This window comes from Psychrobacter sp. 1Y6, assembly GCF_052258385.2.
Lineage (GTDB): Bacteria > Pseudomonadota > Gammaproteobacteria > Pseudomonadales > Moraxellaceae > Psychrobacter.
In genome coordinates this window covers 3,043,908-3,066,801 of the sequence record NZ_JBQQEW020000001.1, presented here as the reverse complement: position 1 = coordinate 3,066,801, position 22,894 = coordinate 3,043,908, and the positions used below count along the sequence as shown (strand labels likewise).

Annotated in this window: 21 protein-coding genes; 12 read left to right on the top strand and 9 right to left on the bottom strand. The window is 42.3% G+C overall.

Annotation, left to right across the window (positions count from 1 at the left end):
* The first annotated feature begins 1 nt into the window (after position 1).
* The 5 genes from folK to yjgA all read left to right on the top strand — a co-directional run bounded on the left by folK (position 2) and on the right by yjgA (position 3,982).
* Positions 2 to 523 carry a 2-amino-4-hydroxy-6-hydroxymethyldihydropteridine diphosphokinase gene (gene folK, locus ACTXGF_RS26515; protein ID WP_443533200.1) on the top strand — a complete coding sequence of 174 codons (522 nt, stop codon included), beginning with the start codon at positions 2 to 4 and terminating at the stop codon, positions 521 to 523.
* A gap of 119 nt (positions 524 to 642) precedes the next feature.
* Positions 643 to 1,443, top strand: a complete 801-nt coding sequence (gene panB, locus ACTXGF_RS26510) for a 3-methyl-2-oxobutanoate hydroxymethyltransferase (RefSeq protein WP_443533202.1) — start codon at positions 643 to 645, stop codon at positions 1,441 to 1,443.
* 57 nt (positions 1,444 to 1,500) lie between these two features.
* Entirely contained in the window at positions 1,501 to 2,403 is a 903-nt protein-coding gene (gene panC, locus ACTXGF_RS26505) for a pantoate--beta-alanine ligase (protein WP_443533204.1), read from the top strand.
* A 51-nt stretch (positions 2,404 to 2,454) separates the two neighbouring features.
* Positions 2,455 to 3,420 (top strand): RNase adapter RapZ, encoded by a 966-nt coding sequence (gene rapZ / locus ACTXGF_RS26500; RefSeq protein WP_427621240.1) that lies wholly within the window; start codon positions 2,455 to 2,457, stop codon positions 3,418 to 3,420.
* Between the two features lie 49 nt (positions 3,421 to 3,469).
* A complete protein-coding gene (yjgA, locus tag ACTXGF_RS26495; RefSeq protein ID WP_443533205.1) occupies positions 3,470 to 3,982 on the top strand; it encodes a ribosome biogenesis factor YjgA in 513 nt (170 codons plus the stop codon).
* 200 nt (positions 3,983 to 4,182) lie between these two features.
* Here yjgA and ACTXGF_RS26490 read toward each other — a convergent pair whose 3' ends face one another.
* Complete coding sequence (locus ACTXGF_RS26490) at positions 4,183 to 4,803, bottom strand: thiol:disulfide interchange protein DsbA/DsbL (RefSeq protein WP_057757933.1); 621 nt, start codon at positions 4,801 to 4,803, stop codon at positions 4,183 to 4,185.
* A gap of 505 nt (positions 4,804 to 5,308) precedes the next feature.
* On the opposite strand from ACTXGF_RS26490, the gene ubiG reads away from it, so the two are divergent.
* The 4 genes from ubiG (at position 5,309) to ACTXGF_RS26470 (ending at position 8,242) form a co-directional block, all read left to right on the top strand.
* Positions 5,309 to 6,136 carry a bifunctional 2-polyprenyl-6-hydroxyphenol methylase/3-demethylubiquinol 3-O-methyltransferase UbiG gene (ubiG, locus tag ACTXGF_RS26485; protein ID WP_443533207.1) on the top strand — a complete coding sequence of 276 codons (828 nt, stop codon included), beginning with the start codon at positions 5,309 to 5,311 and terminating at the stop codon, positions 6,134 to 6,136.
* Between the two features lie 67 nt (positions 6,137 to 6,203).
* Positions 6,204 to 6,914, top strand: a complete 711-nt coding sequence (locus tag ACTXGF_RS26480) for an HAD family hydrolase (RefSeq protein ID WP_443533209.1) — start codon at positions 6,204 to 6,206, stop codon at positions 6,912 to 6,914.
* 75 nt (positions 6,915 to 6,989) lie between these two features.
* Positions 6,990 to 7,826: a YciK family oxidoreductase gene (locus ACTXGF_RS26475; protein WP_443533211.1), complete on the top strand. Its 837-nt coding sequence runs from the start codon at positions 6,990 to 6,992 to the stop codon at positions 7,824 to 7,826.
* 149 nt (positions 7,827 to 7,975) lie between these two features.
* Positions 7,976 to 8,242 (top strand): DksA/TraR family C4-type zinc finger protein, encoded by a 267-nt coding sequence (locus ACTXGF_RS26470; RefSeq protein ID WP_101204603.1) that lies wholly within the window; start codon positions 7,976 to 7,978, stop codon positions 8,240 to 8,242.
* Positions 8,243 to 8,437: 195 nt separating this feature from the next.
* Here ACTXGF_RS26470 and ACTXGF_RS26465 read toward each other — a convergent pair whose 3' ends face one another.
* Together ACTXGF_RS26465 and ompR are read right to left on the bottom strand one after the other, a co-directional pair.
* Entirely contained in the window at positions 8,438 to 9,712 is a 1,275-nt protein-coding gene (locus tag ACTXGF_RS26465) for a CobW family GTP-binding protein (protein WP_443533212.1), read from the bottom strand.
* 64 nt (positions 9,713 to 9,776) lie between these two features.
* On the bottom strand, positions 9,777 to 10,535 hold the full coding sequence (gene ompR / locus ACTXGF_RS26460; protein WP_057757943.1) for an osmolarity response regulator transcription factor OmpR: 759 nt from the start codon (positions 10,533 to 10,535) through the stop codon (positions 9,777 to 9,779).
* A 378-nt stretch (positions 10,536 to 10,913) separates the two neighbouring features.
* Here ompR and ACTXGF_RS26455 point away from each other — a divergent pair, with 378 nt between their 5' ends.
* Positions 10,914 to 13,460, top strand: a complete 2,547-nt coding sequence (locus ACTXGF_RS26455; RefSeq protein WP_443533214.1) for a Tex family protein — start codon at positions 10,914 to 10,916, stop codon at positions 13,458 to 13,460.
* A gap of 119 nt (positions 13,461 to 13,579) precedes the next feature.
* Here the strand turns inward: ACTXGF_RS26455 and ACTXGF_RS26450 are convergent, their stop codons facing one another.
* Complete coding sequence (locus tag ACTXGF_RS26450) at positions 13,580 to 14,158, bottom strand: hypothetical protein (protein WP_443533215.1); 579 nt, start codon at positions 14,156 to 14,158, stop codon at positions 13,580 to 13,582.
* Between the two features lie 751 nt (positions 14,159 to 14,909).
* On the bottom strand, positions 14,910 to 16,196 hold the full coding sequence (locus ACTXGF_RS26445; protein ID WP_443533217.1) for a saccharopine dehydrogenase family protein: 1,287 nt from the start codon (positions 16,194 to 16,196) through the stop codon (positions 14,910 to 14,912).
* A 502-nt stretch (positions 16,197 to 16,698) separates the two neighbouring features.
* Between ACTXGF_RS26445 and ACTXGF_RS26440 the strand changes: the two genes are divergently transcribed.
* Positions 16,699 to 16,854 (top strand): DUF1328 domain-containing protein, encoded by a 156-nt coding sequence (locus ACTXGF_RS26440; RefSeq protein WP_082624527.1) that lies wholly within the window; start codon positions 16,699 to 16,701, stop codon positions 16,852 to 16,854.
* Positions 16,855 to 16,987: 133 nt separating this feature from the next.
* Here ACTXGF_RS26440 and ACTXGF_RS26435 read toward each other — a convergent pair whose 3' ends face one another.
* From ACTXGF_RS26435 to ACTXGF_RS26420, 4 genes are all read right to left on the bottom strand, one after another.
* A complete protein-coding gene (locus ACTXGF_RS26435) occupies positions 16,988 to 17,281 on the bottom strand; it encodes a 4a-hydroxytetrahydrobiopterin dehydratase (RefSeq protein WP_057757953.1) in 294 nt (97 codons plus the stop codon).
* A gap of 157 nt (positions 17,282 to 17,438) precedes the next feature.
* Complete coding sequence (locus ACTXGF_RS26430; RefSeq protein WP_298808883.1) at positions 17,439 to 17,732, bottom strand: GNAT family N-acetyltransferase; 294 nt, start codon at positions 17,730 to 17,732, stop codon at positions 17,439 to 17,441.
* A gap of 203 nt (positions 17,733 to 17,935) precedes the next feature.
* Complete coding sequence (locus tag ACTXGF_RS26425; protein ID WP_443533219.1) at positions 17,936 to 19,381, bottom strand: fatty acid desaturase family protein; 1,446 nt, start codon at positions 19,379 to 19,381, stop codon at positions 17,936 to 17,938.
* Between the two features lie 158 nt (positions 19,382 to 19,539).
* On the bottom strand, positions 19,540 to 20,742 hold the full coding sequence (locus ACTXGF_RS26420) for a flavin reductase family protein (protein WP_443533220.1): 1,203 nt from the start codon (positions 20,740 to 20,742) through the stop codon (positions 19,540 to 19,542).
* Between the two features lie 448 nt (positions 20,743 to 21,190).
* On the opposite strand from ACTXGF_RS26420, the gene ettA reads away from it, so the two are divergent.
* A complete protein-coding gene (gene ettA / locus ACTXGF_RS26415) occupies positions 21,191 to 22,852 on the top strand; it encodes an energy-dependent translational throttle protein EttA (RefSeq protein ID WP_057757965.1) in 1,662 nt (553 codons plus the stop codon).
* Positions 22,853 to 22,894: the final 42 nt, after the last annotated feature.

Sequence of the window (22,894 nt, the reverse complement as noted above, 5' to 3'; positions counted from 1 at the left end):
TATGGATAACAGTACAGATAATAGTAACTGGGTTACCTGTTATGTGGGCTTGGGTAGCAACCTCGCTAATGAGCTGGGTTCGCCTGCCGATCATTTGCAGCAGGCGCTTGCAGTAATGCGAGCACATGAGCAGGTACGTGAGGTAAGTGTCTCTTCTTTTTACGCTTCAGCACCGATGGGTCCGCAAGATCAGCCGGATTTTATTAATGCAGTAGCTGGTTTTGAGACAACGTTTGCCCCTTATGAGCTGCTTGCTTTTTGTCAGCATTTAGAAAGCATGGCTAAGCGAGCACGTTTGCGCCGTTGGGGTGAACGTAGTCTGGATGTTGATATTTTACTATACGGCGAGACACAGATTATTGATCCAACACTGACAATACCGCACGCTGGTTTAAGTGAGCGCAATTTTGTCTTAATACCACTGCGAGAGGTGGCACCAAATTTAACCATCGCAGGTAAGTCGATAAGTGACTATTCACAAAGTCGTGATTGGACAGGTTTAACATTACTATCAAGCGATTGATTATAAATAACTAATGATAAGTAATAGGTGATTGGGATATTGGTCTAAGATTTCTCGATCATAGCTAGAATAGTACCAGTATTGATAATCAAAGGCATTGCAGATTAATTGAGGGTCATATGACAACATTATCTACTCTAAATAAGTTTAAAAAAGAAGGTACCAAGTTCACTTGCTTGACCTGTTATGACTCGATGTTTGCACGAATGATGGAAAAAGCCGAAATTGATACGATTTTAATTGGCGATAGCTTGGGCATGGTTGTACAAGGCCATGACTCGACACTACCTGTAACAGTCAATGATATGGCTTATCACACTGCCAATATTGCCCGTAGTAACAAACACGCGTTGATATTGGCTGACCTGCCGTTTATGAGTTATGTGACACTACCAGAAGCCGTTGCTAATAGCCGCACGTTAATGCAAGCAGGGGCGCATATCATAAAAATCGAAGGTGGTAGCGAGCTGTGTGAATTGGTAACAACCTTAGCGCAAGCAGGTACACCAACTTGTGTGCATCTTGGTTTGACTCCGCAATCAGTCAACGTGTTTGGTGGTTATAAAATTCAAGGTCGCGGTGATGAAGCGGCTGATAAACTACTTGCCGATGCTAAGGCAGTCGTTGACGCTGGCGCTGCACTGCTAGTATTAGAATGTGTTCCAGCTGCGCTTGCAAAAGCCGTTACTGAAGCTGTTGCCGTGCCAGTTATTGGTATTGGTGCTGGAGCTGATACTGATGGTCAGGTATTGGTTATGCACGATATGCTAGGTATGGCGCATGGCCGAGTCCCACGTTTTGTCCATGACTTCTTAACCGATGAGCGCAATAGCGCACACAGTATTGAAGGTGCTTTTGCGCTCTATCAGCAGTCAGTACGCGAAGGTAGTTTCCCGACTGAACAGCACCAATTTAGCTGATTTTGAAGTTATTAAAGTTATTGAACAACAGAACGTTTGAATAGAAGAAAAGTAATCATGTCTCCAATTATTTATCATGATATCTCGTCACTACGTGAAGCGCTTCAGCCTTATCGTGGCCAGCAAAGTGACAAACAAGTCCGTCAGCAGCGCATTGCGCTAGTACCAACGATGGGTAATCTACATGACGGTCATCTTGAGCTGGTAAAAATTGCCAAACAGCATGCAGATGTAGTGGTGGTCAGTATCTTCGTTAACCCTACTCAGTTTGGCGTTGGGGAAGATTTTGACAGCTATCCGCGTACATTAGATGCAGATGTGGCCAAGCTTGCGACAGTGGATGCAGATTACGTGTTTGCACCTAGCATTGATGCGATGTATCCAGTATTACCACCACCTACTGCTGTGTTGGCAGGGGCTATTGCCAATCAGTTGTGTGGTCAATCACGTCCTGGACACTTTGATGGTGTTGGTATTGTTGTCGCTAAATTATTCAATATCGTACAACCAGATGTGGCAGTATTTGGACAAAAAGACTATCAGCAGCTTGCTATCATTAAGCAGTTGGTACGTGACTTGAGTTATCCTATTAATATCATTGGCGCACCTATTGTTCGTGCTAATGATGGCTTAGCGCTATCATCGCGCAATCAATACTTAAATGCAAATGAGCGTCAAGTTGCCCCTGTATTACATCAAGCATTGCAAGAATTAGCGAAGCGATTGAAAAGTACGGCTCTTAGTCAGCAAGCATTTGATAAGCTATTAGTAGATACGCGGACACGTATTAGTGACGCAGGTTTTATTATTGATTATCTGGAAATAAAGACTGAGGAGTTAGGTTCTGTCGTAAGTGACTCTAAAGCCTTTAATATAGAGAACAAAAACATCGTTATTTTAGTTGCAGCGTGGCTAGGAAAAGCGCGTTTGTTGGACAATCAGTTGGTAGTGGTAAATTAGATTTTATGACATAGCAGTAGACTAGATACAATAGACTTGGATGAGTAGATCATGGGTGTAAGTCAGGATCAAAATAGTAATGCAGCAGCAACGATAGCGGATCAGACGTCTACGAATAAGCTCAGTATATTGGTGGTCTCAGGGCGTTCAGGCTCTGGTAAAACCTCAGTATTGAATATCTTAGAAGATCTAGGCTATTACTCTATTGATAATCTACCGCTGTCTTTGTTACCTAATGCTGCTCATAAACTGGTTAATGAAAGCGGCATTCATCGTATTGCGCTGGGTGTCGATATTCGAACGCCACGTGCTGATTTATCTAACTTTGCAGTAACGTATGCTTCTCTCAAGGAGACTTATGGGTCGCATGCGGTACAAATTTTATATGTGACTGCACAAGAGAGTACGCTGATAGCTCGTTTCAATGCGACGCGACGCGTACATCCGCTAATGTCACAAGATATTGATAGTGATAACGCTAAGCATATTGCCTTTAATTTACCTGCTGCTATCAAAAAAGAAGTTGAGCTATTAGAACCAATTGCTGGTCATGCTGATATTAGGATTGATACCAGTAGCCTAAATATTCATCAATTAAAAGATAGCTTGCGTGAACACATAGGTATGGACAATCAGATTGTCATCAATCTACTGTCTTTTGGTTTTAAATACGGTAGCCCTATCGATGCTGACTTTGTATTCGATGTTAGAATTTTACCGAATCCGCACTGGAACCCTGAGTTACGTGACTCGACAGGTCTGGATACTGAGGTAGGTGCATTCTTCTCAGATTATCCAGAAGTAGCAGAAATGATGGGTGATATCGATAAGTTTTTGACCCGCTGGCTACCAGAGTTTTTGCATAATAATCGTCATACGGTCACGGTTGCCATAGGCTGTACGGGCGGCAAACATCGCTCTGTTTTTATCACTGATCATCTACAACGCCACCTTGCTGAGGCCATGCCTAAAGGCGTGAAGGTATTGGCAAAACACCGCGAAAAAAGTCGTTGGTAATGATTTCAGACACTATTTAATTTATTAATTATTATTTTGGAAAGCTTTTATGATCGACTGGAAAGAACAGGACATGCGCGTTTCGCGCACAGAACTCAAAAAAGCCCATGAGCGCTTGCAGCAGTTATCTATACCGCTTGCTAGCTTATCGAAAAAACAGTTAAAAGCTTTACCTGCCAGTGATTATTTTATGGCGGAGCTAATGGCATTGGCTGATATTACTAGCGCCAATGCTCGCAACCGTCAGACCAAACGTGTTGGCAAGCTGATGATTGAAGAAAATCGCCATGAGCTGATAAAGGCACTATTTGATGCCTTTTTTCCTAAAGAACAAGTCTCAAAAATAGAGAGCTGGTACGAGCGCCTGAATATCAATGATGAAGGTACGCTCAAGCAGTTTGTGAAGCAATATAAAGCTTCTGAGCACCACAGTATGTATCAGTTACTATTGTGGATAGAGTATGCCAAACACATGCAAGATGATGAGTTGCTAGCAGAATCTAAATCAGATTTGGCAAGCTATATACGTGAAGTGGCTATTTTATCGCAGCTGAAGAAATAACATCTATATATCAAGCTAGAAATCTATTAATTAGAATTGTATTAGTTGAAAGACTAGCAATTAAATAATGAGTGATTAAAAGACGTATAGCTAAGAGGTTAAGATGCAAAAAAGCCAATCAATTTATGATTGGCTTTTTTATGCACGACATACAGATATGCTGTACGTCATGTGAGTTATTCAAGTACTTATGGCTCGAATTATTTCTTTTCAGCGCGAGTTTTGTCAACTAAATAGTCAACAACTTTAGCGACTTTAGCGTTTTCACCAGTTACCACATATTTGCCTTGTACAACGACAGATGGAACACCAGTGATTTGATAACGCTTGGCGCCTTCTTGAGAGCGACCAATTTTTGTACCAACAGCGAATGAGTTATATAGGCTGTTAAATTTCTTTTCATCAACGCCTTTTGATGCATACCATTTGCTTAGTGACGCTTGATCAAACAGTTTCTTACCATCTTTATGGATAGCGTCAAATAATGCGTCATGAGTTTTGCTTTCAAAGCCTAAAAGCTGAGCCGCATAGAAACCGCGAGCATTGGCTTCCCAAACAGGGTTAAGTGCTGCTGGTGTCTTGAAGAAGGCAACATCTTTGTCTTTGGTTTTTGCCCATTTTTCCATATGCGGGTTAAGCGCATTACAATGTGGGCAACCATACCAAAAGAACTCACGAACAATGATAGCATCACCGCTGATTTTCTCTGGGTTGTCTAGCACACGGTAATCTTTTCCAGCGACATAGTCTGCAGCTTGTGCGCCCATAGAGGCAAGTCCAATGGCCATGGCTAGACCAGTCAGTGTGATGACACGTTTCATACTTTATCCTTGAGGTGTGGAGACTTAGAATGGGTTAAGAGGTTGGTGTCTATATGGTTGTTAAACATGTGACACTTCAAAATATATAGCTTTTAAAGCGTCTAAACCAGACAATGTCGAGTATAATCGAACAATAGCAAAGTATCGACTATGATAACGTAAAATGTATGTACTTGTGAATCGCATTCTTAACCGATAGTTGTAAAGCTGTTAGCTATTATTTAAGGTATATTGCTTGTTACTTTCTGAACCTACTGTTTCTCAAACGTCTAATTTGTTTCTATATAGGATTTAAGAGATTTAAAAGTATCAGAATGCGATGTTGTCACAAGGATACGTATCTTTTCTATATCAAGATACTGCCCAAAAAACAGGGTAAAGTTTGAGCCTATTCACAATCGGTGACGATGTGCTTACGACAAAACTGCTACTCTCATGCTAATATTAAGCACATAATCGTGCACTGTAAACGATAATAACGATAGTGACAATCAAGGAACATACCATGAGCTCAGCTTTAAATTCTTCATCAACTTCAAATGATCAAAATAACAATAGCACTTTCAATAATACAGAGTCTACCACCATCAACGTAGATCCTAGCGAAGTCGAAAAATTTAATAACTTGGCGAGTGAGTGGTGGAGCAATACAGGGGCGTTTGCAACGCTACACGAGATCAATCCATTACGTTTAAACTGGATAGAAGAAAACGTCAAACGTGGCTATCAAAACGCTGCTAATAAAATCGCTGAGCAAGGACTTGCTGGCAAAAAAGTACTCGATGTAGGGTGCGGCGGCGGAATATTGTCAGAATCTATGGCACGCCGCGATGCTGATGTTACAGGGATTGATTTAGGTACAGAGAACCTAAAAGCTGCTGCGTTACATGCAGAGCAAAGCCAGTTAGAGAATACGCTTCGTTATCAGCATATACCCGTTGAAGAGTTGGCAAAAACACATGCTGGTCAGTTTGATGTGGTGACTTGTATGGAGATGCTAGAGCACGTGCCAGATCCTAGCTCGATTGTGCAGGCTTGTTATGAGTTGTTAGCTCCTGGCGGTGTCTGTGTACTATCAACGATTAATCGTAATCCTAAGTCTTATCTGTTTGCCATCGTTGGTGCAGAGTATGTACTGCGGTTGCTTGATCGCGGCACCCATGACTATGCTAAATTTATTACGCCAGCAGAATTAGACAAAATGGCACTCAATACTGGATTTGTTCGTCAGGATATTATCGGTTTGCATTATAATCCGCTGACCAAACGCTACTGGCTTGCCCAAAACGTCGATGTTAATTATATGATAGCCGTACAAAAGCCACTGGCTTGATGCTGCACGCAGCCATTTATTTGCCATACTTTCACTAAACACGTCATCAATCTCAAGAGCATTCACTATGACCCAATTTGTAAAAGCTGTTTTATTTGACCTTGATGGGACATTAATCGATACTGCTGCTGATTTTGTTCGTATCATTGGTAAGATGAGTCTCGAAAACGATTGGCAGGCACCGCCTGAAGCGGAAATCCGTGAGCAAGTCTCTGCGGGTGCCTCAGCCATGGTGCAATTGATGCTAAGACATAATGATCAGCTCGAAGTCAGCGAGGAAGCGTTGCTTGAGTTTCGTCAGCAGTTCTTAGATGATTATGAAGCAGATATCTGTGTCGATAGCTGCGTGTTTCAGGCGCTTGAAGCGGTACTAACAGAGCTTGAAGCAAAGGGTGTGCCATGGGGTATCGTTACCAACAAGCCGCGTTATTTAGCCGAAAAGCTATTAAGTGAGATGCAACTGGATCAACGCTGTGCGGTTTTGGTCTGTCCAGATGATGTATCACGTACCAAACCAGACCCAGAGCCAATGTATATGGCGCTAGAAAAACTCGGCATCCCGCGAGGAGCGGCAGGCTGCGTGATCTATGTCGGTGATCATATGCGTGATATTGAAGCTGGCAACGCTGCTGGCATGCCAACGATTTTGGCCGCTTATGGATATATTCCACCTGAAGATCAAAAGTCTTTGAAAAAATGGGGTGCCGATTATATTACGGATACGCCTGAGCAGTTAAATAAATTACTGCTATCGTCTGGTAAGTTTGAGTATTTATAGACTGCTACATATCACCAGATTTACAACCATAAGCACATATCCTCAACGATTTAATGATAAGTAGTGAGCAATGCCATGAGTGACAATAATAACCAACCAGTCGATCCACAAGACAATAAACAAACTGTTCAAAGTCCTATTCAGCCTTTGACACATGATGATATTCGTAGCTTTGTACCGTCAAGTAACTGCTTGGATGGTAAGACTATTTTGGTGACTGGAGCAGGTGATGGTATTGGCCGTGTTGCTGCATTGACCTATGCGCGTTATGGCGCCACTGTTTTATTGTTAGGACGCACTAGTAGCAAGCTTGAATACGTCTATGATGAGATTGAGAGTCTTGGTGGTAAGCAGCCTGCTATGTTGCCCATGAATTTAGAAGGGGCAACTTACGCTGAAATGCAGCAGCTCGAAGGGCTAATCAATAAAGAAGTCGGCCAGTTAGATGGCATATTGCATAATGCTGGTGTATTAGGACAACTGACGCCGCTTGAGATGTATGACGTCGATACTTTTGCCCAAGTGATGAAAGTTAATTTTACATCGACCTTTATGCTCACTCAAGCGTTGCTACCACTGCTAAAAGATGCCGATCATGGGTCTGTTGTCTTTACCTCTAGCACTGTAGGTACACATCCTCGCGCATTTTGGGGGGCTTATGCACTCTCCAAACAAGCAGTAGAAGGTATGAGTGATATCTTTACTCAAGAGACTCAGAACACCACTAATCTACGTTTCAATTGTGTCAACCCAGGTGGTACTCGCACTAACATGCGTGCGCATGCGTATCCAGGTGAAAACCCTATGAGCTTAAAAACACCTGAAGATATCATGGCAGGCTATGTCTGTCTGATGAGTGACGAAAGTATTGGCGTACGCGGTCAAGTAATTGAGCTACAACCTAAAGATTAGTAGCAAAGTTTGTAAATCGATTGCGTCATTCTTTATTGACGGTTTTACAAACTATTGCAGGTTGCAATTAACCATAGCTAGCCCCATCTATTTGTTATTAAAGACATTTGTATTGTCTAATTATAATGAATAAAATATAGGATAAGATTATGGCAGGTGGCTGGTCGAGAGATGGTGCTGAGCACGAACAGATGGATGCAACGGTAAATGATGCATTGGAGCGAGCGCGACGTTCGTTACCGACAGGTGTAAGTGCTGAGCTGTGTGACGAATGTGGTAAGCCTATTCCAGAGGCAAGGCGACTGGCAGTGCCCGGTATTCAGCACTGCGTTAGCTGTCAGACGGAGCTTGAACAAGAAGCAAAAGCGGCTGAGCTATTTAACCGTCGTGGTAGTAAAGACAGTCAATTGCGTTAAAAAATAGTTAGGGCGTGTCCTCAATTCAATCGATAGTCATCTAAATGGGTTAAAAATGGCTAAATCTTGCCAAACGTCGTCAAATAGCTGACTAATATCTCGATATTATCTGCGCTATTTTCCTTGTTTGACTGCGATTTATCTCATTTTTATCACCATTTTTAAAATGAGGACACGCCCTTTTTTTGTCTGTTGCTATATAACCAGTGCCATCAGTTCGCGATCGCACTCTTCCCAATCTATCAATACTGATGATGCTTTGGCATCATTCTCAGTTTCTGATTTTTCTATAGCTTTATCGGCAGCATGTGTATCGACAGTATTGCCTAATTGCAAAATAATTTCCAATCGACTATCAGTCTGTGGGTCGATGGTTCTGGTGGTTAGACTACCAGGGTTAAAATTGATCTGCATCCAGCCATCAGAAGTATGCACCACGCCTTTGATACGTTGCCAGCTTGGCAATGCTAACAACCAATTCTGTAAATCGTCAGCGTTTAATATGTAGTGTGCAGGTAGTCGCCATCCAGCCAATTGAAAATCTTGCTGCTCTTCATGGTAGCGATAGGGCAGATCACTATCAGCACTGGTCTGAGGATTGGCCTGAGCCTCGCTCTCATCGGTAGATGAACTCGATGATAGTACAGTTGCTAAAGAGCTGGCTGGAGACTGTAAACCAATCATCGATTTTTTAGGATTAGAAATACTGACTTTTCGTTGATTCGAAATGATAGAGCTGGGCTGATTCAGTTGGTCGTTTAACGTAGACAAGTATGCATCTGCTACAAGTTTATTTGCTACAAACTTATCTGATGAATGGACATCTGATGAGTCTGTTGTCTCAGATGCTGTTAGTCCTGATGCCGCCCAAATGATTTTTACTTGTGAATTTAGCGTGGTTATCCATTCTACTAAGACTTGTTTTTTGCTAGTATCTAATTGGACATAACGATTGATTATCAGCACATCGGCATCACGGACATGCGCTTGATAACCATCATGATCACGATATTTAATCTGTTGCCACTGCTCGCCACTCAGTACGGTTATGACAGCATTCATCTTTAGGGCAGTTTGCCAATGCGGCACACTAAGTTGTAGTATCAGCTCACGTGGATGTGCTAAACCTGTGGGCTCAATGAGTAATCGCTGCGGATGATGTTCACTGAGCAGGCGACTGATTGCAATTTGTAAGGGCAGCTGACTGGTGCAGCAAATACAGCCACCACTGACCTCACGAATGGCGATATTTTTTTGCTCAAGCTCGTTATCTTGGGAGCTGGCTAGGAGTGCGCCATCAATACCGATACGGCCAAACTCATTGATTAAGAGGGCCCAGCGTTCGTCATCAGGTTTTGTGGCGAGTAACTGATTAATTACAGTGGTTTTGCCAGCACCTAAAAACCCTGTCACTAACGTGCAGGGTATGTTTTGAAAAATAATTAGATTCTTCACAGGTATGCTCATCATATTGGCGCGTGTTTGTGCTTAACCAAACACGGCCTATATTAAAAGGAGTTAGATCAGTCGAAAGTTATTCACTCTTGATGGTTTCTACCTCGGCTTCATCAGGAACGAACACATAACCAACGCCCCAGACGGTCTGGATATAACGTGCTTGTGAAGGGTTGTCTTCAATCAGACGACGCAGACGCGATACTTGGACGTCGATAGAACGCTCCATTGCACCCCATTCACGACCACGAGCAAGGTTCATCAACTTATCGCGAGTCAATGGCTCACGTGGATGCTGTACGAGCGCTTTTAGTACTGAAAACTCACCTGTCGTCAAAGTGACTACGTTACCATCGCGTTTAAGCGTACGAGTTGATAAATCTAGTGTCCATGGACCAAACTCGACCACTTCCATTTGATGACTTGGTGCACCTGGCAACTCACGGTTTTGACGACGTAGTACAGCTTTGATACGCGCCAATAGCTCTTTTGGGTTAAAAGGCTTAGGCAGATAATCATCTGCACCCGCTTCTAGACCGGCGATACGGTCTGCATCGCCACCTTTGGCAGTCAGCATAATGATAGGAATATCTGCATTGTCCTCGCGCAGACGCTTACAGATACTGATACCGTCTTCGCCTGGCAGCATCAAATCGAGCACGACCAAAGAGAAAAGCTCACGTTGCATGAGTTTGTCCATCTGACTGCCGTCATGAGCGGTACGAACGACAAAACCGTCGTCTTCTAGGAAGCGTTGCAACAAAGAGCGCAGACGAGCATCGTCATCGACGACTAAAATACGCTGAGTCAACGTGTCAGGGCTGTTGTTATCAGTCATACAGGCATCCTTTTATAAAAATTATTGTTATCAGAAACTACAAGTAAATAGCTATGAGCAAAAACACTGCCATTAATTATCATTATTTAATTATTGGTTACGAATAAGCACTTCATAAAATTAAAAACTATTGTTCAATATGTCAGCACATATCAATATTTGTGTTATTGATACTTTAGTGTATAAGATTGCACCGAGAATTGCATCACCCATGACAATAAATGCTGTATGCGTTTGTTTAACAAGTCCATAGGATGTGCGATATAGAACGATTTGCGTCCTAAAATACGCAATAAATAACGAAAAGATAAAAAGGATTTTTATTCATGCAGCTTTTGCTATAATGCAAAGCTACATTTCTCAACGATTGATACGTATATGAGTAGCACTGATACCTTAACGTCATCTCAAACCTCGACAAATGCACAGGTTTTAGATGCAACCACACACGCGAATATTCACGACAAGCTTGCTCGCGCGCTTGGCATTAAGACTGCTCAAGTCAATGCGTTTGTCAAACTTTATGATGAAGGCGCGACGGTTCCTTTTATTGCGCGTTACCGCAAAGAAAAGACTCAGAATCTTGATGATGCGCAGCTGCGTGCTCTAGAGAAGTCTCTTAATTATGAGCGTGACATGGCAACACGCCGCCTCAAAATCACTGAGCTGCTAAGCACACAGGGCAATCTGACTGACGAGCTACAGACACGTATCGATAATGCGACGTCTAAGCTTGAGCTTGAAGATATCTATCTGCCATATCGTCCGCGTCGTCGTTCACCTGCTGCCAAAGCTCGTGCCGCTGGTCTCGATACTGCTGCCCAAGCGGTCTTGACCCAAGAAATCACCCCGACAGATGCCTTGGCTGATTATCAGATCCAGTCAAGTATCACTGATGACAGTGGTAATGAAATTGAGGTTGACTTTAGCGATATTGAAAAACAACTCGCTGGCGTACAAGCGATTATCGTTGATGAATGGACACAAGCATTGGGTTTGTTGGACAACTTACGCAGTGGTTTTGCCAAAACTGCCAGTATCGTATCGAGCGTTGCGAGCGAAGAAAAGCGCGAAGTTGGCGAAAAATTCAAAGATTACTTTGAGCATAGCGAAAGCCTTGCTCGACTGCCAAATCATCGCCTATTAGCAATGTTGCGCGGTCGTCAAGAAAACGTCTTGGGTCTAAAGATTGAAGGCGAAGACGCACCCTTTATCGAAAAAATTATCAGTCATTTTGACGTTGATGCTAAAGCACCAGCAGCCCGCCGTGAGTTTTTGTCAGAGGCAGCCAGTAGCTTGTGGAAAGACAAATGGCGTCCACATATTGAGCATCGCCTATTAACTGAAAAGCGCTTAGCCGCAGAAGCGGATGCGATTGATGTGTTCGCTAGCAACTTACAGCATTTGCTAATGTCTGCGCCTGCAGGCCCTAAAGTAATCTTGGGTGTCGATCCTGGTATCCGTCATGGCGTAAAAATGGCTATCGTTGATGCGCAAGGTCATGTCATATCAGATAGCGAAGAGAAGCCTGTCATCGCGACAGTGTATCCGTTTGCACCTGATAATAAGATGGATGAAGCCAAAAAAGTCATCGATGCGCTGTTAAGCACTTATAACGTTGATTTGGTTGCTATCGGTAATGGTACGGCAAGTCGCGAAACAGATGCGATGATCAAAGAGATTTTGGCTGCGAATGATTCACTAAAAGCCAAAGCTGTCATTGTCAATGAGTCGGGCGCGTCTGTTTATTCAGCGAGTGAACTTGCTAGTGATGAGCTGGCCAATCTAGACGTTTCTGTACGCGGAGCTGTCTCTATTGCGCGTCGCTTACAGGATCCATTGTCAGAGCTTGTGAAAGTTGATCCAAAAGCCATTGGTGTGGGTCAATATCAGCATGACGTCAATCAAAACCAGCTTGCAGACAGTCTGGATAAAGTAACCCAAGACAGCGTGAATGCCGTGGGTGTGGATGTAAACACAGCCAGCCCAGCTATCTTAGCTCACATCGCAGGTCTTAACCGCAATGTGGCACAGCAAATCGTCACCTATCGTAAAGAGCACGGTGCATTTGATAGCCGTGAAGCACTTAAAAACGTCCCACGTCTAGGCGCTAAGACATTTGAGCAAGCAGCTGGTTTCTTGCGTATTCATAATGGTAGCAATCCATTAGATGCCACTGGTGTGCATCCAGAGAGCTATGCATTGATCGATAGCTTACTCGCACAAGCGGGCAAGCCGTTGTCAGAAGTTATCGGTAATGATGGTGTGTTAAATACGATTGATACGACTACATTGGCTGCTAACGATGATAATGTCAGCGTAAAAGCGATTATCGAAGAACTTGCTAAACCTGCTCGCGATCCTCGTCCTGAGTTTAAAACGGCCAATTTCCGTGATGACGTCAATAGTATCAAAGATTTGAGCGAAGGCATGACGTTAGAAGGGGTAGTCACCAACGTAACGGCCTTTGGTTGTTTCGTTGACGTCGGTGTGCATCAGGATGGTCTGGTACATATCTCGCAGATGGCCAATGACTTTGTCGCAGATCCTATGAATCGTGTCAAACCTGGTGATATCGTATCGGTACGGGTTATCTCTATCGATGAAAAACGTGGTCGTATCGGCTTTAGCATGAAACCTGAATCTGAAAAACCTGTCCGTACGGCTGCCAAGTCTACGACAGCTAGTACAGATGGTGAGAAAACCAGCCGTCCGCGCAATAATAATACAAATAGTGACCGTCCAAATAATAGCCGTCCAGCTGCTGACAAACGTCCTTCTAAGCCACGTGGCAAGCGTCAGGATAAAGACAACGCGAGCAATCGTAGTAAGCCAGTGAAAAATGATAAAGCTGAAGCCCCAAGTAAAATGGGTACATTCGGTGCTTTATTACAAGAAGCTGGTGTGACTAAAAATAAGAAATAAACACTGCTAACAACAGCCAAAATTTATAGTTTAGTATAAAAAAAAGGCAGCCATATGGCTGCCTTTTTATATAAGTAATACGCTTACAAACTAATCAAACAAACTAACTAACTATCTGCTTAGCGTGATACAGCGATACGACGGTTTTCTTTAAACTGTACGTTTGCTGGCTGAGTAGCTAATAACTCACCACGCTTGTCTTTTTTCTTTTCTTGCAAAGTACTAGCAGCATCTGCAACTTTATTCTCAGTAGCCGCTTCACCTGCAATTAAAGGCTGATAGTCTGCATTGCTGTGTTGCATGTTAGGTGCTTGAGTGTTCTGTACAGGAGCCTGAGCAGTTGTAGCAGTAGTCATTGCTGCCGCATTGGTTGTTGCTTGAGCGTTATTCATCAAAGCTGCGTTATCATCGCGTGCTTCATTATCCATATCATCAGTTTCGTCGTTCATTTCATCTGCTTCATTATCCATGTCCATATCGACATCAGCAGTGTTTGACTCTTCGACATCGACAGCGCCAGATTGAGTCGCTAGCAACTCACCATCAGGACCTTCTATTTCGGCCTGTATAGTGCTCTCGACAGCAGCATTACGCATATCTGCTGGCATTAGATCGCTATTGTTAACGGGTGCCGCCATTGCCATAGTTGGTAGTACAAGGGTAGCGCCGACGATTAGTGATAAAACATTCTTTTTCATTATAGAACTCCATGATACATAATTAGCAATAGTTAAAAACGATAACTCATATTCAATGTTGAGCCGTTTTTATTTAAAGTTGTCTGTAAATACTGTATGCAAATTATCAACGATGTAGTTTATATTTCAGTAGCAAACTCATTAAGGTTCTAACAGTTTAATGTTTTCTTGTGACGTTATGAAACTGCCATACCTAAAGTCTAGCTGATATTTTAACTTCCAGATTCCCCAAAACTCATTAGTAGCAAAGGTTGATTGTGTTATTACAACTGTTAATAAGTGAGTCTGTTAATAATAAATATCTACCGACGCCTCTAGTATTGAGAATATGAATATTTGATTGCTCATAGTTGTTATTTGAACTTAGATAACTGTTATTAATAGTTTTTTGAGTGCTATTTGTCAGTATTACAGAGACTTTCATCAGTAGTTTTTATTTATAATTCAAAACCAGTGTTTAGATAATTATCAGATTTTAGTACATAAGTTTTTTGATGATATACATTTAATTAAACTAATGTTTACATATAATTTTTCTACAATATTTATAAAATGATAGTAGCAATATTAGATTAGTAGTTAGTATAATAAAGTATTAAATAATTGGGAAACAGAAACATTGTTCACCAAAAAAATACGTTGTTCTCAATTTAATTCTTGTCTAAATTTTTAGAGTAGACAATAAAAAAACCGTATCTCGAAACCAAGATACGGTCATAAAAACATTCAGCCTTTATCATAACTCGATATATTAACTATCAATTACTTTAAAGCTAAGACCAGAATGCGCTTCTAAGCGTGTTATCAGCTTATCTCCCATCGCAGATGCTGGTGTCCAGAACCCACCGCCAACGTCCTCTTTGCTGATATCTTGTGCTAGACATAATGCCGCCTGCGAAATCATGCGAGAAGTACTGCCGTAACCAGGATCTCTATCACCTGTTACTTTAACGGTAATAGTGTCATTTTTGGCGGTTTGTCCAAAGTGACGAATATCAAAGTAGCCGTTTTCTTGCTCGTCCTTAGAAGGGCCTGAGCCAGCTTTTGGTAAAACGTGCTTGGATAGTAACTCGCGACTTGGTTTGATCATCATCGCAGTAGCAAAGCCCAATAAACCTGCGCTCATGGCATAGCTAGACAGTTTTCCTTTGACGCCGTCTTTCATCCACATTGCTTCGTCATATTTGAAATCGCGACCGTACTCATAGCTGAGCAATTGGTTAGTGCGATGGACGATACGCGTATTGATGGTCGCCATGACGAACGGTGCTAACCAGCGCTTATGGTTGCTGTCATATACTGGTTTGCTGACATTATCCTGACGTACGTTTGGTGCATCAGTATCATCGTTTAACAAGTAAGGGTTGGCCACTTGTTTGCGACGTGCTTTGTCCTCACCAGCTTCTTCAAATATTGATGCCATCGATGCGATGGTACCACCTGAGATACCACCTTTCGCTGCTTTGACACGCATATGGATGACATTACAGGTCTCACCGAACTTTTCTTCTGCCTTGGCTTGGGTAAAGTACGCGCCCAAATCTGACGGGATAGAGTCAAAACCACAAGAGTTAACAATACGGGCACCACTTTGCTTGGCAGTGTCTTGATACTTGTCCATCATATCTTTGATGAAAATAGCCTCACCAGTAAGATCGACATAATCTGTACCGTTTTCAGCACAAGATTTAATCAGTGGCTCACCATATTTTAGATAAGGACCGACAGTAGAGATGATGACTTGAGTTTGCTTTGTCATCTTATCAAGGCTGGCAGCATCGTTACTGTTAGCAATAATAATGTCTACCTTGCTCTCAAGTTTGGCCTGTAGCTTATTAAGCTTGTCTTCATCGCGGCCTGCGATTGCCCATGATACGTCTGAGCCATCTTCATTTTTATTATTTGATAAAAAATTGGTTAAATAGTGGGCAGTGATCTGACCGACGAAGCTAGTCGCACCATATAGAACGACGGCATAAGGGCGTGTGTCGCCGCTGGTTTTTTGTATAGGGGTTTCAGTATCCGTATTGGTAGCCATATATATTGTCCTTAATAGATTTGAGAATAAGTGGATAGTAAACTATAAACCAAGTCGTTTGATTAGGTTAGGGGTTTGTGAGGTCGCTACAGTTTATAGTTTGCAGCCAACCTTCCATAAAACATCACATATAACGTGAGAAATTTAAAATAGTTCTGCATACAGTTGGAAGAGTAGCGTTCAGTAAAAGAGTACTCAATAAAAGCACATTCAGTTAAAAAGCGCTTAGTTAAACAACTCTCAGTTAAATAACGCTGTATTCAGAAATATAATTCTATTTCGAAAATATCATCTATTAAAGAAAAAAAGGTATGAGATATCAACAGTTGCTACAAACTTTACATAACCTACCGATATTATTACTAAAATGAACGTTTTTTAGAGACGAACATTGCTAATCTATAAGCGTAAACAGTAATAACTAGCATTAAATAAAAACAAGTTAAATAGATGCTATATAAATTCTAATATCTGTTTTTTACCATTATTTGAGGAGAAGATTATGTTTCGTTGGGCTATTATTTTTGCAGTAATCGCATTATTAGCGAGTTTCCTAGGTTTTGGCGGTGTCGCAGGATTGTCTGCTAATTTGGCGTACATTTTCTTAGCAGTCGCTGTTATTTTGTTTATCGTTGCTTTTGTCAGTCGTAAGATGTAGACACGGCTTATAGTTATAAATAATTACTATAGAAAAGACCCTCAATTGAGGGTCTTTTTTTGTCTGTTTCAGATAAAATAATCAGTACAGCGCCAGACTAATCGGCATCAAGGCATACATTGTAGACTTGCTACTACAACCGTTTGGGCTGAATAATATGCTCCATACGTTTGGCTAAACGAATATCTAGACTAGAGATACCGCCTGTATCGTGGTTGGTTAAACGAACCTCCACGATATTATAGGTATTACGCCATTCTGGATGGTGCTCAAGCGCTTCAGCATGAAATGCCGCTTGATTCATAAAGCTCATAGCTTCGATAAAATCGCTAAAATGATAGGTTTTGACGATACTATTGCCGTCACGTTGCCAGCCAGCAAGCTCTTCTAGTTGTAGATTGATTTGTTTGTCAGATAAACTACTCATATTAATAACCTTTATTGTTATGTCGAATTGGTTTATTAAAAGTGGTGTTGGGGTATGTCTCCTATGCGAAATAAATATCTACATATTTTTCTGCTTCGCCTGATATCACTTAACTGAGTCTCGTTAACGAAGTAATTGAACCTAACTACGTAGCCAATTAAACTAAATCTTGATACTCAGGATGTTTGCTAATGTATGACGCGACAAATGAGCATTGTGGTATCACTTTCTTGTCTTGCTCGCGTGCATAATTCAATGCGTGCTTAACCAGTGCTGAACCAACGCCTTGACCGCCTAATTGCTGCGGTACGATAGTATGATCGTAGACCAATTTGTCAGCACTTTCCTGATAGCTAATATAACCTGTCTGACCATCGATAGAGGTCTCAAAGCGGTTCGCTGCTTGATTATGAACAATGTCTAGATTTGGTTTAGAGGTTTGGTTACTCATTAATATACTCCATTTCTTATTATCGAATTTTTATTATGAACTAAATGTTTTATTAATTTTGATAGTGCCAGTTTAGTATGTAGTTTTGACGCTCAATTATCTAGACGCTTACCGTAATGGTTGATAGGACGACTGTTAACGTCATCTATATCTTCCGTCCTACCTTATCATGGCCGTATCTAGTTGCAAATCTGAATATGTCATCATGCATAGGATATGGCTTTACGAACGACTGGAGGTAAAAAACGAGCGAGACCGCCAGTATTCTCTATCGCTAATTTGTCTTCTAAATTGGCCGCTGACCTATCATCTTTATGAGTAGTACTATCTGCATTTTTCGTTGACTGCATATAGGCTTGCCATTCTTTTTCACTAGGTTTGCTAAAGTGATAAATACGTCCGAGTACTTGCTTGAGTTGTGTGCCAAAGCGACCAGTGTTATAGCTTAAACCATACTTACGGCATATGGCCTGTACCTGCGGCGCAATCTTTGCATAGTGGCCGGCTGGCATATCAGGAAATATATGATGCTCAATTTGATGAGATAAATTACCTGTTAAAAGGTGAAACCATTTGCTGCCTTTGATATTGCTAGAGCCAAGGATTTGGCGTACATACCAGTCGCCTTTACTTTCATTGGCATCGAGATGGGTATAGATATGCGCTTGCTCAGTGAAATGCCCGCAAAAAATCACTGCCCACGTCCATAGATTTCGGACGGTGTTGGCAGTCATGTTACCGCTCAGCGTACTAAAGGCGCTACGACGACCTAGTGTCATCGCTACTATAGACGGTAGTGCAATATAGTCTTTGCCTATTTGTCGTCCGATTTTGGCAAATAACGCGCGAGACTTTTGCTGCATGATTGTGTGCAAATCAGGAGAGTCAGCGTATTCATCTGCACTGATTTGGATGTCATGAAAAGCTACTGCCCATTCAAAGCCAAATGCCAGTACCGCGGTACTAAACATATTGTAGCGATCTTCTGGCGTCCAAGACTGCTCATCAGTCACTCGAATCAAGTGATAGCCTACGTCATGATCACGGCCAACAATATTGGTAAAGGTATGATGTAAATAATTATGAGAGTGTTGCCATAATGGAGCAGGGCAGACAATATCCCAGTCAAATTTTTGACTATTAAGGTGCGGGTGTTGCATCCAGTCATATTGACCATGCATGACGTTATGACCCAGCTCCATGTTGTTCAATATTTTGCTAAAGCTAAGTAAAGACGTGCCTAGTAGCCAAGTAGCGACCAGACTGCGTTTCGATGGCATACGCCCAGCCGCTGCAAGTAGACCACGGGCGATAATTTCACTATATACCACGGTGGCATATATCCGCTGTATGTAGCGTGCATCCTCATTACCTAGCGAGTCCATGACGCTTTTGTACAGGGCGTTGAGCTCTACGGCTAAAGCATCACTTTGAGGCTTTGACAAGGGAGCATCAGTTACTGTGGGGTAGCGAGTCCGTGTTGACGTGTCTGGCTGACTGTTATCATTGATTGCTTCATCATTAAGCTGCGAGTAAGGCATTTTCGGTGTCAAAGGCAAAGGCGCGTTTTTCGCTAGTTGTGCATCGGACAGTGGCGTCAAGATAGGCACAGCAGATTGTGGCGTAGTAACGGGTGGTAATAAGCGCATAAATAAATCCTTAACCGAAACGGCATATATAAGCAGCACTGCATCCGGTTTGATAAGTTATCTGAGTTTTAGCCTATAAAATAACGTTTGTCTTTTATTTCTCATAGGTTGTTTGGCATATGCTTTCTATTGAGCCAGTCGTTCTATTAAACCAGTCATTAAACATCGAGTATCACATCAGTCATGGCAATATTGATACAAGTCTGAATAGACTCGTAACCATCCCCGCTTACTTTCCCTGTCTGGATATTTTTGACCACGCCGCTGACTTTATTACAGCGACACAACTGGCAAATACCTTGTCGGCAACCATGTGCTAGCCGTACATCTGCATTCTCAGCCGCAGCCAGTATGGTCGTGTCACTGCTAAACTGTCGTTGCCGTGACCGCAAATAGACAACGTGTTCTTCTACAGGTACTGTTCTATCAAATGTTTGATTGCTGTTATTATCAACATCAGCTAGAGCATTACCAAAGTTCTCTACGATGATGTTATCGCGCAGCTGTTTGTTTGTAGATAAGGTTATCTCTGCGGCAGCTTTATATAAGCCAGTTAATAACGCTTGTGAGCCACAGGCAAATATTTGTATATCTGCTAGAGGTAAGTTTAGCGACAGCAGACTCTCTGCACTCAAGTACCGTGTGCCAGCCAAATAGGTAGTCGGCTCTTCAGTATGGATTAGATGATAAATAAAGTCTGGATGTGCCTCGTTCAGCTGTTGCCACTGATGTTGAAGCTGGTATGAAACAGTCCGGCTGTAATGCAATAGCGTCACCTGATGTCCATTACTCAGGGCCTGAGTAATAAGTCCGAGCATAGGTGTGATACCGCTACCACCAGCGATAAATAGCAAAGGAGTGAGCTGCTTATTATCAGATATTTCATGCCTTAGTATCGAGGTCTGCTCCAAAGTGAAATGACCAAGTGGCAGACTTGTATCAATGACGCTAGCCAGTGGCATCTGCTTGGTTAAATAGTCAGATACTAATCCTTGCGGTTTAATCGCGATAGTTACCGTATGGCATTGGTCTGCCATATGACTCTCGGTATTATCGTCGAGCCACCAGAGTGGTTGATGCGCCAAGCCCACTATCGAGTAACTACGCTGATAATAAACTCCATCGATACAAACGCACAAATCAAGATATTGACCGCCTTGCCAACCACCCATCATCTCAGAAGTCTGCTGCCTAAAGGCTCTATTGGTCTCAAAATGAAGTGCTATCAAATCATCACTTAACGTATAGCGTGCGATCAGGCGTAACTTAGGAGTCGTCAATGACCAAAAAGGATGTAAGCGCGATCCGATAAAATCGACAAACGCACGTTGAATAATTTCAGGGCGATAGCCATTGGCCATATTGTCAGTACCTGTATGATTGCTATAAAGTAGGTGTTGAGACGAACACAAGGTCAGGTTATCAATCATTTTGATAATTAAATATCAAACGGATCTACTTGACTTTGTTAAGCCACACTAACATGCTAACGGCTATTGATTAAATTTGCGAAAGTTTTGATGCTATTTTTTGTGGTCTTTATAAAACGCTAATGAATCAAAATGTTAAGTTAGTTCATTAAGATAAGACTTCTTGAGTTATTTTTAAAGCGAGTTTTATAGCCAAAGGGCATAGCCTGCTGTCAAAAACAGTAAAACAACTGGTAAAACAACCTGTCAGCTTGCAGGGTATGCGCCACAATGCGATAATGACCTATAATTTGTAACCCTGATTTTGAGGTACGGCACGCTTGGCATCATCGCTGAGTTGCATTTGCTGTTCTCTTCTATGCAGTCTATCGGAGTGTTAATGGCTCAATATATTTACACGATGAACAACGTGTCAAAACTTGTTCCCCCTAAGCGTGAAATCCTAAAAAATATTAACCTATCGTTTTTTCCTGGTGCCAAAATTGGTGTTTTGGGTATTAACGGTTCAGGTAAATCAACCTTGCTACGTATCATGGCAGGTGTGGATACTGAGTTTAGTGGTGAAGCACGCGCGCAAGCAGGTACCAAAGTTGGCTATCTGCCACAGGAACCACAGCTAGATGATAGCAAAGACGTTCGCGGTAATGTCGAAGACGGTATGCGCGAAGCGTTAGATGCGCTAGCACGTTTAGATGCTATCTATGCTGAATACGCAGAGCCTGATGCTGATTTTGATAAACTTGCTGAAGAGCAAGGCAAGATGGAAGATATCATCCAGTCTTGGGATGCGCACAACTTAAACAACCAGCTAGAAAAAGCGGCCGACGCGCTCCGTCTGCCACCGTGGGATGCGGACGTTAGCAAACTATCAGGTGGTGAAAAACGCCGTGTGGCACTATGCCGTCTACTATTGTCGCGCCCTGACATGCTATTACTTGACGAACCGACCAACCATTTGGACGCCGAGTCTGTTGCATGGCTAGAGCAGTTCTTGCAGAACTACAGCGGTACTATCGTTGCCATTACCCATGATCGCTATTTCTTGGATAATGTTGCTCAGTGGATCTTGGAGCTTGACCGTGGCCATGGCTATCCGTACGAGGGCAACTATACCGAGTGGCTAGAGCAAAAGAATACGCGTCTAGAGCAGCAGAACAAGCAAGAAGAATCATTTGCTAAAGCGTTGAAAAAAGAGCTTGAGTGGATTCGCAAAAACCAAAAAGGCCAACAGGCTAAGTCTAAATCTCGTGTACAGCGTTTCGAAGAGTTGAACTCAACTGAGTTCCAAAAACGTAATGAGACCTCTGAGATTTATATTCCACCTGGTCCACGTTTGGGTAACAAGGTTATTGAGATTAATGACATCTCTAAATCATTCGGTGATCGTCTGCTGTATGAAAACCTAAGCTTTAACGTACCAGCTGGTGGTATCGTTGGTATTATCGGTCCAAATGGTGCGGGTAAAACCACGCTGTTTAACATGATTACTGAGCGCGATACCCCAGATACAGGTTCAGTTGATTTGGGTGAAAGTGTTAAAGTTGCCTATGTCGGTCAGGTACGTGATCATCTAGATGATAACAAAACTGTATGGGAAGAAGTTTCTGACGGCCTTGATATCATTACTGTTGGCGACTACACCACGCCAAGCCGTGCCTATATCGGACGTTTTAACTTTAAAGGCTCAGATCAGCAAAAGCACGTTGGTCAATTATCAGGTGGTGAGCGTAACCGTTTGCAATTGGCGAAAACGCTAAAGCAAGGCGCAAACGTATTGCTCCTCGATGAACCATCAAACGATTTGGATATCGAAACCTTACGTGCACTAGAGGATGCGATTCAAGTATTCCCAGGTACAGTGATGGTCGTATCGCATGATCGTTGGTTCCTTGACCGTATCGCGACTCATATCTTGGCATTCGAAGAAGAAGGCCCAGTTTGGTTCGACGGTAACTATACTGAGTTTGAAGCGTATCGCAAAAAGACAATGGGTGATGACGCCAGTCCTAAACGTGCCAAGTATAAGAAAATTACCAACTAATACGGCTGTTTAATATAGTCCAATCCAAAAAAAAGACCGCTA

Coding starts and splice junctions, on each gene's coding strand:
- rapZ (WP_427621240.1), top strand. CDS start 2,455: ATGGGTGTAAGTCAGGATCAAAATAGTAATGCAGCAGCAACGATAGCG.
- ACTXGF_RS26465 (WP_443533212.1), bottom strand. CDS start 9,712: ATGATGAGCATACCTGTGAAGAATCTAATTATTTTTCAAAACATACCC.
- ettA (WP_057757965.1), top strand. CDS start 21,191: ATGGCTCAATATATTTACACGATGAACAACGTGTCAAAACTTGTTCCC.
- ACTXGF_RS26435 (WP_057757953.1), bottom strand. CDS start 17,281: ATGAGTAGTTTATCTGACAAACAAATCAATCTACAACTAGAAGAGCTT.
- ACTXGF_RS26430 (WP_298808883.1), bottom strand. CDS start 17,732: ATGAGTAACCAAACCTCTAAACCAAATCTAGACATTGTTCATAATCAA.
- ubiG (WP_443533207.1), top strand. CDS start 5,309: ATGAGCTCAGCTTTAAATTCTTCATCAACTTCAAATGATCAAAATAAC.
- ACTXGF_RS26420 (WP_443533220.1), bottom strand. CDS start 20,742: ATGGCCAATGGCTATCGCCCTGAAATTATTCAACGTGCGTTTGTCGAT.
- ACTXGF_RS26425 (WP_443533219.1), bottom strand. CDS start 19,381: ATGCGCTTATTACCACCCGTTACTACGCCACAATCTGCTGTGCCTATC.
- folK (WP_443533200.1), top strand. CDS start 2: ATGGATAACAGTACAGATAATAGTAACTGGGTTACCTGTTATGTGGGC.
- panB (WP_443533202.1), top strand. CDS start 643: ATGACAACATTATCTACTCTAAATAAGTTTAAAAAAGAAGGTACCAAG.
- yjgA (WP_443533205.1), top strand. CDS start 3,470: ATGATCGACTGGAAAGAACAGGACATGCGCGTTTCGCGCACAGAACTC.
- ACTXGF_RS26440 (WP_082624527.1), top strand. CDS start 16,699: ATGTTTCGTTGGGCTATTATTTTTGCAGTAATCGCATTATTAGCGAGT.
- ACTXGF_RS26450 (WP_443533215.1), bottom strand. CDS start 14,158: ATGAAAAAGAATGTTTTATCACTAATCGTCGGCGCTACCCTTGTACTA.
- ACTXGF_RS26480 (WP_443533209.1), top strand. CDS start 6,204: ATGACCCAATTTGTAAAAGCTGTTTTATTTGACCTTGATGGGACATTA.
- ACTXGF_RS26475 (WP_443533211.1), top strand. CDS start 6,990: ATGAGTGACAATAATAACCAACCAGTCGATCCACAAGACAATAAACAA.
- ACTXGF_RS26470 (WP_101204603.1), top strand. CDS start 7,976: ATGGCAGGTGGCTGGTCGAGAGATGGTGCTGAGCACGAACAGATGGAT.
- ACTXGF_RS26445 (WP_443533217.1), bottom strand. CDS start 16,196: ATGGCTACCAATACGGATACTGAAACCCCTATACAAAAAACCAGCGGC.
- ACTXGF_RS26455 (WP_443533214.1), top strand. CDS start 10,914: ATGAGTAGCACTGATACCTTAACGTCATCTCAAACCTCGACAAATGCA.
- ACTXGF_RS26490 (WP_057757933.1), bottom strand. CDS start 4,803: ATGAAACGTGTCATCACACTGACTGGTCTAGCCATGGCCATTGGACTT.
- panC (WP_443533204.1), top strand. CDS start 1,501: ATGTCTCCAATTATTTATCATGATATCTCGTCACTACGTGAAGCGCTT.
- ompR (WP_057757943.1), bottom strand. CDS start 10,535: ATGACTGATAACAACAGCCCTGACACGTTGACTCAGCGTATTTTAGTC.